Source organism: Mesobacillus subterraneus (genome assembly GCF_000934845.1).
Classification (GTDB): domain Bacteria; phylum Bacillota; class Bacilli; order Bacillales; family Cytobacillaceae; genus Mesobacillus; species Mesobacillus stamsii.
In genome coordinates this window covers 21953-33440 of the sequence record NZ_JXIQ01000017.1, presented here as the reverse complement: position 1 = coordinate 33440, position 11488 = coordinate 21953, and the positions used below count along the sequence as shown (strand labels likewise).

Here is an 11488-nt window from a genome sequence, read left to right as displayed (position 1 = left end):
TTATTTTGACAGCTTTGAGGGTCCAAAGCTCAAAGTTGTCAAGAAAACACCTTTTTTTTGACAGGTTTGCAGGAGATTGGCCTAAAGTTGTCAAGAATCCGCCGAAATGTTTTCCTGTCCACCCCTAGATGCTCTATTCCCCACTATATATTCAAGATTTCCCGGATTTCTTCCTCGCTAATTTTTGCTAGGGCTTGATCTCCATGTTCGATGACTGTTTCGATCAGTTCGCGTTTGCTTTGCTGCAGTTCATATATTTTCTCTTCAATCGTGCCTTGGGAGATTAGCCGGATGACTTGGACGACTTTCTTTTGGCCCATGCGGTGTGCCCGTCCTGCTGCTTGTTCTTCCACGGCCGGGTTCCACCAAAGATCATACAGAATAACCGTGTCTGCCCCGGTCAAATTCAATCCGGTGTTTCCTGCCTTCAACGAAATCAGGAAAATGTCCGCCTCTCCCTCGTTGAATCGATCTACCAACTGGACCCGTTCCTTCGAGGCTGTCTTGCCATCGAGATAGAAAAAGCGGAAGCCTTCCTTGTTCAAGTGGTCGCTGATCATCGATAGCATGCTAGTGAATTGGGAGAAAATTAGCAGGCGCCGCCCATTCTCAACGGCATTGGCGACAATCTCCATCAGTTGCTGCAGCTTTCCTGATTCCCCTTGATAATTGTCCAAAAATAAAGACGGATGGCAGCATAATTGCCGCAGCCTTGTCAAACCGGCGAGAATCTTGATGCGGCTTTTCTGGAATCCTTCTCCATCAAGCGATTCCTTTGCTTCCGCTTGGATTCTGCTTAAGTAAGCAAGGTATAGTTCTTTTTGCTGTTTGGTCAGCTCTGAATAGTTCACACTTTCAATCTTGTCCGGCAATTCCTTGAGGACATCCTTTTTAACCCTCCGCAAAATAAACGGACTCACCATTTTGGCTACTTTTTCAGGCGGAAGCTGACGGAATGCCTTTTGGTTCGGGAAAAAATCAGGCATGATTGTTTGGAAAATGGACCACAGCTCGTCGATGGAGTTCTCGATTGGCGTCCCGCTCAATGCGAAACGGGTTCCAGCACGGACTTCCCTTACTGCCTTGGCCGCTTTCGTGGCATGATTTTTGATCATCTGTGCCTCATCCAAAATCAGCGTCCGGAACTCATACTGTGCATATTGTTCGATATCCTGTCTTAACGTTGGATAAGATGTAATCCAGACATCGAGAGAATCCGCCTCTTTGATCATATCCGTTCTTTCCTGCGGCGAACCAATCATCACCGCCACCTTTAAGGAAGGGGCAAATTTGTGGAATTCATTTTTCCAGTTGTACACTAAGGAAGCTGGAGCAACGATCAGGACAGGCTTATTGTCTTCCGTCCTGTCTTTTTCGGATAAAATAAAGGCGATGCTTTGCAATGTTTTTCCGAGCCCCATATCATCTGCCAGAATTCCGCCAAGGCGATAATGATTCAACGTACTTAACCATTGGAATCCATAGTTTTGATAGTCCCTCAACGTTGCCTCGAGCAGTTTTGGTACATCAAATTCTAGTTGCTCCGGATTTTTCAGCGAACTAAGCAGCCGGCGGAAATGCTTCCCATACTTTGCGTTGCCGCCATTCTCCTTTTTCATCACCTCTTCCAGCTGCATTCCTCGGTATAACGGCAGCTGCAGCGATTCATTTTTCAAATGAGATGGCTTCATATGGAATTCCTGCACCATGGTTTGGATGCTTTCATATTCCTCTGATTCAAGCGAAACAAAAGCGCCATCTGGCAGCCGGTAGTATTTCTTTTTTTCAACCGCCGAGAGCAATATATTCTGTACATCCTTCTGGGCAATTCCTTCGATAGTAAAGCTGACATCCAGCCAATTTCCAGAGGAATTCACCTCAATGTTCGTCACCGGTACTTGTCTGCTCGGCAAAATCAGCGATTTTACAGCATTTGTTAAAAAGATATCTGCATAATCCTCTAGTTTAGGCAGCGTGTCATATAAGAAGTCATATACATTTTCTTCGCCCTTCAAATACAAATCGTTCCCAAAAATCCGCAGGCTGCAGCTTTCAAGGATATTCATGATTGCCTGTTCCTTTCCAGCCTCTCGTATCAAAATCACTTGATTTGGATCTGCATTTTGATCGGGTTGAAATGGATTCAGGATTTTATCACCATAATGGTATTCCAATTGAATTTGCAGAGTTTCATCATCCCAGTCGACAAAAACCTTCGCCTTTAAAGGTTCGTTCGAAATTCGGTTTGTGACCTCATCAGCAATTTTCAATTTGCCAATCCTGTTCATCTTTGGAACGACATGGGAAAGGAAGGGTTCCATTTGTTCGTTGTCAATCATTACTATCGGGTTGCGGTTTAGACTGGCTAAATTCTTCAAATCGCTCATATACCGTTGCTGATCATCTGAAAGTTTATAAAAACGATTGCCCTCTACCAGGTAACCATAAAGCGCAAGGTACTCGCTAAAAAGCAGTTCCGACAAGTCCAATTGATAGGATTGATCGTTCGATCCCTGATTCAAACTTAGAGTAATTGGCAATTCATCCTCGTGAACTTCCACTCCCTCATACGTATCGCCGCCATATTCAAGCCGAACGTTCCCTTCCGCCATTTTCGCTAAGAAGGAATCTGCCAGCATCGGCGAAATCGTAATGCTTCGCTCCTCAGAAACAAAGCCATTTCCGTAGTGCTCCCTCTGCATTTGCTGATAAATTTCCTCGTATTTGACCGATTGCAGCAGCAGCTCAATGATTTCTTTATCTCGCTCTGAAAAACGATGCTCGCTAGGATCATATGTAAAATTTTTGGTAAATTCATATTGACACTGCGTTCGGACCGCATTTAGAAACCCGGTAATTTTCCGGACAACATACGTCTTTTTCGGTCCTGCTTTCATTTCCATCTGCAAAACTCGACTCCCTGAAAATGGTTTGTGAATTCTGCAAATCCATTCTACCATCAGCTCTTCTTTGTCTCTGCTTTCTTTCTGAGACAATTCGGGCAGAGACTGATTTGCGAACGCTTCAATAAACTTGTCGGTAATATGTTTCGTATAGATTCTTTGTCTTTCCTCAGCTCGCCTTTTCTCCTCCTCCATCCTTTTCTGTGCTGCTAGCCGAGTGAATTTTTGCTCGAAAGACGGCTCGGGACTTGGAACACGGAATCCAGAACCAGACTCCTGTCCCTGAATTTTAAGCAAAACAGCCGCCACATGCTTGCAAGGGCTTGAATAATTGCCGAACGCTGGACACTCACAGTCGCATTCGATTCCATCTTCATCCATATGAATAGTAACTTGGTAAACCATTGATCCTCTGACGCTCGCCTTCCATAATTCTCTCGCGGGATCAAAAGTCAAGTTTCCCACATAACCCTGTTTATAATAAGCCAGACCACGACGATAAACCGCATCCGTGAATAACTTCCTTATCTCACGCTGTGTTAGTACACTAGACATTGATTTCCTCCCATTATTTGACTACTAGTAATGATAACCTCTCAAAAAAGGAAAATCCCAATTATTGCGATTCTATTATAAACCAGTTAAACACAAAATCGTTAAAAAAAACAAAAAGAAGGCACAAACCTTTCATTTGTGCCCTGAATTTTTTTCCATAGCTTCGTCCGTTCGTTTCAATAAGCTCCCCTGATAAAATCCTTCACATTCTCCTGATAAAAACGCTGGATTGTCTGCAGTTCTTCTTCTGTGAATGGTGTTGTTTCGAGAGCGCCGAGATTGTCCTTTACTTGAGCCGCGTTTTTAAATCCTGGAATGATACAAGTGATCTCCTTTTGGTCGAGAATCCAACGCAGTGCGGCGCTCGCCATCGATTGGCGACCTTCGGCAATCCACTTCAGCTGGTCGGCCAACTCCACACCTTTTTTGAACCCAAGACCCGCAAATGTTTCGCCAACATTAAACGCCTCTCCATTTTCATTAAAACGGCGATGGTCATCCTCTTCAAATACATGCCCTGCTGAAAATTTACCCGTCAACAGCCCACTTGCTAGCGGCAGCCTCACCAGCAGCCCTACTCCTTTTCGATAAGCTTCAGGGATCAATGTCTCCAGCGGCTTCTGCCGGAACATATTAAAAATGATCTGCAGGCTTTTCACATTTGGATTTTCCATGCTGATCAGCCCCTCTTCCACCGTTTCGACACTAACTCCATAATGGCGGATCTTCCCTTCCTCCTGGAGACGGTCAAGCACGTCAAACACACTACCATCCCGCAAAATCTCAGTAGCCGGGCAATGAATCTGATACAAGTCAATGGATTCCCTGTTCAAACGACGGAGACTATCTTCGCAATAAGATCTGACAGTTTCATAGCTATAGTTTTCCGGATCGTGTATATCACCCTTGCGGCAAAATTTTGTCGCGATATGAATCTGGTCTTCCTTGCCTTTGGTGGCCTTCGCTAACAACTCTTCACTATGGCCGTCACCATATACATCGGCTGTATCAAAAAAATTGACACCCTGATCAATCGCGTACTCCAGCGACCTTAACGCTTCTTGATCATTCGTCTTGCCCCATGAACCGCCAATTGCCCATGTCCCAAAACTAACTTCACTGATCTTGATTCCAGTATTTCCTAATTCACGGTAATTCATATGAACATGCCTCCCATCCAAATTTATACTCTTTTAACTATATCACCTTTTGCAAAACAACTAACGTATCTTAGTACATCCAATATACTGAAGTACTCCATTGGGAGGTTCGCTTGTCAATCAAGAGATATTGGGTATCGCTGTAGCGAATGATCTTGGATTAGGGAAAGTTCGAGTTGACGAATCCTGTCTCCTTGCAGGATTGCCTGCCAACTGGCATGCCATGCGATTAACTCCGGAGAGGTTATAATTAGTAATGTATCGAGTTTAACATTGGGTACTTATTTTATAAATCCTCGCCTCATGCGGATCGAGAAGGGATTCTTCACTGTTCGTTTTTAGCTCATAATTACCGATAATCAGCTGTTTTTCAGCGTGTTGAAATTCTTCCGGGAGAGTATACTCTCGCTGCTCATCTGAATGGTTCAGGACAACGAGCCACGTTACTTCGTTGTATGAGCGGGTGTAAACATACAGATTTTTATCATCTGGTAATAAATCATGATACTCCCCGTATACCATTCCTTCATTTTCTTTCCGCAGACTGATTAGTTTTTTATAGTAGTAAAAGATGGAGTCCTGGTCTTTCAAAGCCGCTTCGACATTGATTTCCTTGAAGTTTGGATTGACTTTAATCCATGGTTCGCCGCCTGTAAAACCTGCCTGTGGGGCATCGTTCCATTGCATCGGTGTCCTTGAATTATCACGGCTCAACAGCAGCAGGCTTTCAAAGACTTCTTGTGGGTCACGTCCTTTGGCTACTTCTTCATGGTATTTATTTCTCATTGCAATATCGTTATAATCCTCAATTGAGTCGAACCTGACTCCAGTCATCCCGATTTCTTCGCCCTGATAAACATAAGGAGTTCCCGGCAGCGTATGAATCATTGTCGCCAACAGCTTGGCAGACTGCACACGATATTTCCCATCATTTCCATAGCGTGTCACTTGCCTTGTATGGTCATGATTGTTCAGGAATTGAGAGTTCCAGCCTTTCCCCTTTAAACCATCGTACCAGCTTGCTTGAATTCTTTTAAAACGGATCATGTCCCAAGTTGGCATTTCGTCAGCCACCTGGAAATGGAATAATGTATTAAGCTCATTCCGCTCCTCATCCACGTAGAGCAGCCCTTCCTGAGGTGTAACAAAAGGGATCTCCCCTACTGTCATTGCATCATAATGCTGAAGTACCTCACGATTCATTTCCTGGAGATAATCATGAATCCCTGGATTGTTTGCCAGGTAACTAATATCAGATGGATTTTCCGCGTCTGAAAAATCCTCTCTTTTCGCCAGAAGATTGATCACATCCATCCGGAACCCATCGATTCCTTTATCAAGCCAGAATCGCATCATCTTATAAATCTCGTTTCGCAACTCAGGGTTTTTCCAGTTTAAATCAGGCTGTTCCACGGCAAAGGAATGGTAATAATATTGCTCAGTTCGCGGGTCCAATTCCCAGCATGATGGGGCAAAATAACAGCGCCAGTTATTCGGCTCCTTCCCTTCTTTTGGATCTTCCCAAATATACCAATCTCTCTTTGGATTATCCTTTGAAGAACGGGATTCCTGAAACCATGGATGCTGATCAGATGTATGATTGACGACAAGATCCATGATGACTTTCATTTCCCGGTTATGAATTTCCTGGACAAATTCCTGAAAAATCGCCATATCTCCGGCCTTCTCCATCACACTATAATAATCTGAAATATCGTAGCCATTATCCCGGTCAGGCGATTCATAGAAAGGATTCAGCCAGATCACGTCGATTCCAAGACTTTTAATGTAATCGAGCTTTTCGATTACTCCCTTTAAATCACCGTAGCCATCCCCATCGGAGTCATAAAAGCTTCGCCAGTAAATTTGATAAACTACAGCTTCTTTCCACCATTTTTTCTTCACAGTAGCACCTCAATCCTTTTTATTCCCATGAAAAAGGGCCCATAAAAGGCCCGTTCCTTATTTTTTCAAGCGATAAACCCTTGCTTCATAAGGCTGAAGCGTCACTTCTTCGATAGATTGATTTTCATCGACGTTAAGGTTAGAAATTAGTAATTCCTTCGAAGAATAGCGGACATCTTCAGGAAGGGTGAAGACAGTATTTTGGGCGCTGAAGTTACAGATCACCAATAATTGATCCTCTCCAAGTGTCCGAGTATATGCAAAAATCTGCTCATCCTTTTCCATTAATAAATCAAATGTGCCGTACACGATTATTTCGTTCTGCTTTCTTAGTTTGATGAGCTTCTTATAGTAATAGAAAATAGAGTTTTCATCTTTTAAAGCAGCTTCGGCATTGATTTTTTCATAGTTAGGATTTACATTGATCCAAGGTGTTCCTGTTGTGAAGCCTGCATTCGGGCTGCTGTCCCATTGCACAGGAGTTCGAGCGTTGTCACGGCTACGCTCGTGAATACCCTTGAAAATTTCTTCATGTGTCAATGAAACAGGGGTTAAATCGCGATAAGCATTCAATGTTTCGATATCCCGGTAATCGTTGATATCATTAAACTTGACGTTCGTCATGCCGATTTCTTCACCTTGATAGATATATGGAGTACCTTGCATCATATGAAGACAGGTAGCAATCATTTTGCCCGATACCATCCTGTACTCATCGGAATCATTGCCCCAGCGTGAAATAGCCCGCGGCTGGTCATGGTTGCTCCAGTACAGACTGTTCCAACCATCCATTTCTAAACCCTTTTGCCACTTAGTCATTATTTCTTTCAGCTCAGTAAGTTTCCATTCACGCGGATCCCATTTGCCAAATCGTCCATCCCCAAGGCCCACGTGTTCGAAATGGAAAACCATATTTAATTCATTCCGGCTTGTCCCTGTATAGAGCTTGCCCTCTTCAACTGAAACGCCGGGCATTTCTCCGACAGTGATCGTGTCAAAACCACTTAGCGCTTCTTTGTTCATTTCCTGGAGAAATTCATGGATTTTCGGACCATTCATATAGTACTTGCTTCCATTCCCATATTTATGCCCTTCTCGGATTTCACCCTGAGGATAGCTTGTATCTTTTGAAATGAAATTGATGACATCCATCCTGAATCCGTCAATGCCCTTATTCAGCCAAAAACGCATCATTTCATAGATTTCATTTCTTAATATAGGATTTTCCCAGTTAAGATCCGGCTGCTTTTTGCTGAAAAGGTGGAGATAATACTCGCCTGTCTCTTCATCGTATTCCCAGACACTCCCGCCAAAAGCAGCTCCCCAATTCGTCGGTGGCTCCCCATTCACCGGCTTTTTCCAGATATAATAGTCTCTGTATTGGTTTTCTTTTGACTTACGAGATTCCTGGAACCAGGCATGCTCATCGCTTGAATGGTTGACAACCAGGTCCATCATAATTTTGATTCCATAATGATGAGCCTCAGCCAGCATCTTATCAAAATCCTCCATCGTACCAAACTCGTCCATGATATTTCGATAATCAGAAATATCATAGCCATTATCATCATTTGGTGATTTATAGACGGGAGACAGCCAGATGACATCAATTCCGAGCTCGCTCAAATAAGGGATTTTTTCCGTTATTCCGTTGATGTCGCCCACACCATCACCATTGGAATCATTAAAGCTTCTCGGATAAATCTGATATATTACGCTTTCTTTCCACCAAGTCTTATTCACGTCACTACACTCCGATCCATTTTCCTAAAGTTATTTTATCGAACCTTTCATCACACCACTAATGATCCATTTCTGGGCAAAAATGTACACGATGATCATTGGCGCTAGAGCCATCAAATAAGAGGCAAATGCAAGGTTATAGTCCGTGCTGAATTGCGATTGGAAAATATACTGCACGAGAGGCAATGTCGCCATTTCCCGGTCACTCAACAACACGAGTGGCAGCATGAAGTCATTCCATGCTCCAAGACTCGTAATGATCGCGACTGTCGCATTCATTGGTGCAAGCAGCGGGAAGATGACCTTCCAAAACACACCCCAGGTACTTGCACCATCCATGATCGCCGCCTCTTCCAGTTCTATAGGAATAGACTTGATATATCCGATGTAAATAAATACATTAAAAGATAAATTGAACACGATATACAGAATGATCAGCCCTACCAGATTATCCATACCCCATGCGCTTGTCTGTTTTACGAGTGGAAGCATGATAATCGGAAAAGGAATGAACATCGCACTTAAAAAGTAGAAGTATAAAAACTTATAAAACTTCTTATGCATGTTCCTTGCGATCGCATAAGAAACAAGTGAATTCGTCATTACGGTAAAAATGACCACAAAAAACGTAACGAAAGCACTGTTTTTGAAAGCGTTGAAGAAATTAGTCATTTCAATTGCTTGGGCAAAGTTGTCAAATGACCATGTCTTAGGAAGCGCTAATAAATTGCCAGCCATTTCAAGCGGTGTTTTAAAAGCGATTGTAACCGTTAAATAAAGTGGAAACAGTATTACCAATGAACCTAAAATCAAGAGAGTGGTTATCAGCCAGCTGTTTTTTTTGCGATTCATCCGTTTTCCACCTCTCTTTTATTTAAGAATTTCAATTGAATGACAGAGAAAATGATAATCACGATAAAATAAATTACGGCATTGGCAGATTGATAGGCAAACTCTCCGCCTTCGAAGCCGCCCCGGTAGATAAGCAGCGAAATCGATTCCGTTGATTTTCCGGGTCCGCCGCCTGTTAATGCGACGATTTGGTCGAATACCATCAAGAAGTTTTTAAGCGATAATACCATGTTAATCGTAAAGAACGGTGCTATTAATGGAAACGTGATCCTCCAGAACTTCGTCCAGACACCGGCGCCATCAATACTTGCTGCTTCATATAAATCTTCTGAAATAGTGACAAGACCTGCCAGGTACAAAATGGTATTAAAGGAAACGGCCTGCCATACTGCGACTACGACAATTCCTATCCATGCAAGATCAGGATTTCCGAGAATATTTCTGCTTAGGAACTCCCAGCCTAAAGCATCACCAATTTGCGGAAGAAAATGGGCAAAAATAAAGTTAAAAATAAAACCAACAATCAAAATACTAAGGATATAAGGCAGGAAGTAAATCGCCCTAAGCGTTTTATGGAATTTGATTTTTGAATTAAGTCCAATTGCCACTGCAAGGCTTATGATATTTACGAGAATCGTAGAAACCATCGCGAATTTAAACGTGAACACGTACGCATCTCCTGCACGGCCATCCTTAAATACATTTAAATAGTTTTTCAATCCCACAAAGTTCCAGTCCCCATAGCCTTTCCAGTCCGTGAAGCTGTAAAAAATCCCTTGCAAAGCAGGATAGCTATGAAAAATGAAAAAAAGGATGAAAGCAGGTATGGCAATGACCAGGAATACATTATTTTTCTTTTTCATTATGACAACTCCTCGTGAGAAAAGCGCAAGCGCCTTGGTCAGCCCCGACAAGCGCTGGAGGGCCGACCGGTGAAGTCGTTCTTTGACTTCATTGGGCGGACCGAAGCGACTCGAGGGGCTAGGCGCTGGAGCTGGACAATTCTCAAAGTTAATTTCTTTCCTGTTTTTTTAGAAAGCCAGGGATCATAGGACGCCCTGGCTTCTTTGCGGATTAGCGATTTTGTACTTTGTCCCACTCGCTGTCCATTTTTTTCAAGAATTTCTCTTTGTCTTGCTTGATCAAGAATTCCTGTACCAGGTTTTCAGCTCCCATTCCTGCTGGATAATAGTGATCTGGGAAGCTAGTGATGGCACCAGTTTCAAAGTTTCCTTTGATCCCTTCAAAAACAGGGTTTTCTTGGTAAACACCTTCAACTGCGGAGAAGGCCTTTTGTTCATCAATATATTTTTTGGCCGTTTCTTGATCCATCATGAATTCAACAAATTTCATTGCTTCTTCTTTATGCTCCGTATCTTTGTTAATAGTAAGGAGAACGTCTACACCTGATACTAATTTATTTTTTGCTGGGTCATTTGTAACCGGCATTGGGAACACACCCAATTCCATATCAGGATTTGCTTTCAGGATTTCTGGAATAGCCCAGTTTCCCTGAAGATAGAAAACAGACTTTCCGTTGGCAAAAGCGTTATTTCCATCACCGTAGGCAACACCCATATTATCCTTGTGCCCGTATTTTACCAATGTTGCCATCTTATCAGCTACTTCATCGTAACTTTCGACAAATGAAGTTTCTCCGGCATTTTTCTTTTCAGCGAAATCTTCCCCTGCGACATTAGCACCAAGTGAGTTCCAGGCAATCATGCCAGTCCATGCATCCTTTAATGTAAAATAAATCGGAGTGTCACCAGCCGCCTTCACTTTTTCTAGACTTGCGATAAACTCATCCCAGGTAGTTGGAACCGTAAGTCCATGTTCTTCAAACTTTGCTTTATTATAGATAACCGCATTTGCATTTGTTGCATATGGCAGACCAAAAATGCCCTCTTTTTCCGGACCAACGAGACGGTTGATCATATCAATATACGATGGCTGCACTGTCTTTTCCAGTTCTGAACCTGAGAAGTCTTCCAATACACCTGCACGTCCTAATTCACCATAGGTAGCATTGCCGGCGATCGACATAATATCCGGCATATCGTTTTTGGTTAGACGCGTTTTTAAAACGGTTTCTGCTTCAGGCGGTGCATCTAGCTTGATCTTGATATCAGGATTTTGCTTTTCAAACTCTGCTATTAACCCTTTGTAGGTCTGAATGCTTTCCGCTTTATTAGAAAAAAGCTCTAACGTTACTTTTCCATCTTCTGCATTGTTTGAAGAACAGCCCGCTAATAAAGTAGCTCCCATTGCTAATGCCATTACACCTGCTGTCATTTTCTTGAACATGTATTTTCCTCCTAAGTTTTCACGTTTTTACGTAAACGTTTACTTCAATATACTGAGAAAAAG

General features: G+C 42.8%; 7 protein-coding genes. All 7 read right to left on the bottom strand.

What is annotated here, in order from left to right:
• Positions 1–143: 143 nt before the first annotated feature.
• Complete coding sequence (locus UB32_RS02835; protein ID WP_044391037.1) at positions 144–3458, bottom strand: DEAD/DEAH box helicase; 3315 nt, start codon at positions 3456–3458, stop codon at positions 144–146.
• A gap of 176 nt (positions 3459–3634) precedes the next feature.
• The gene (locus tag UB32_RS02830; protein ID WP_044391035.1) at positions 3635–4618 is read right to left on the bottom strand and encodes an aldo/keto reductase; all 984 of its coding nucleotides are present in this window, start codon (positions 4616–4618) and stop codon (positions 3635–3637) included.
• Between the two features lie 267 nt (positions 4619–4885).
• A complete protein-coding gene (locus tag UB32_RS02825) occupies positions 4886–6523 on the bottom strand; it encodes a glycoside hydrolase family 13 protein (RefSeq protein ID WP_044391033.1) in 1638 nt (545 codons plus the stop codon).
• A 57-nt stretch (positions 6524–6580) separates the two neighbouring features.
• The gene (locus UB32_RS02820; RefSeq protein ID WP_044391031.1) at positions 6581–8266 is read right to left on the bottom strand and encodes a glycoside hydrolase family 13 protein; all 1686 of its coding nucleotides are present in this window, start codon (positions 8264–8266) and stop codon (positions 6581–6583) included.
• Between the two features lie 30 nt (positions 8267–8296).
• Positions 8297–9118 carry a carbohydrate ABC transporter permease gene (locus UB32_RS02815; RefSeq protein WP_044391029.1) on the bottom strand — a complete coding sequence of 274 codons (822 nt, stop codon included), beginning with the start codon at positions 9116–9118 and terminating at the stop codon, positions 8297–8299.
• On the bottom strand, positions 9115–9981 hold the full coding sequence (locus UB32_RS02810) for a carbohydrate ABC transporter permease (protein WP_044391027.1): 867 nt from the start codon (positions 9979–9981) through the stop codon (positions 9115–9117). The genes UB32_RS02815 and UB32_RS02810 overlap by 4 nt, the downstream gene beginning before the upstream one ends.
• A gap of 211 nt (positions 9982–10192) precedes the next feature.
• Positions 10193–11425, bottom strand: a complete 1233-nt coding sequence (locus UB32_RS02805) for an ABC transporter substrate-binding protein (RefSeq protein ID WP_044391025.1) — start codon at positions 11423–11425, stop codon at positions 10193–10195.
• Between the last annotated feature and the right edge of the window lie 63 nt (positions 11426–11488).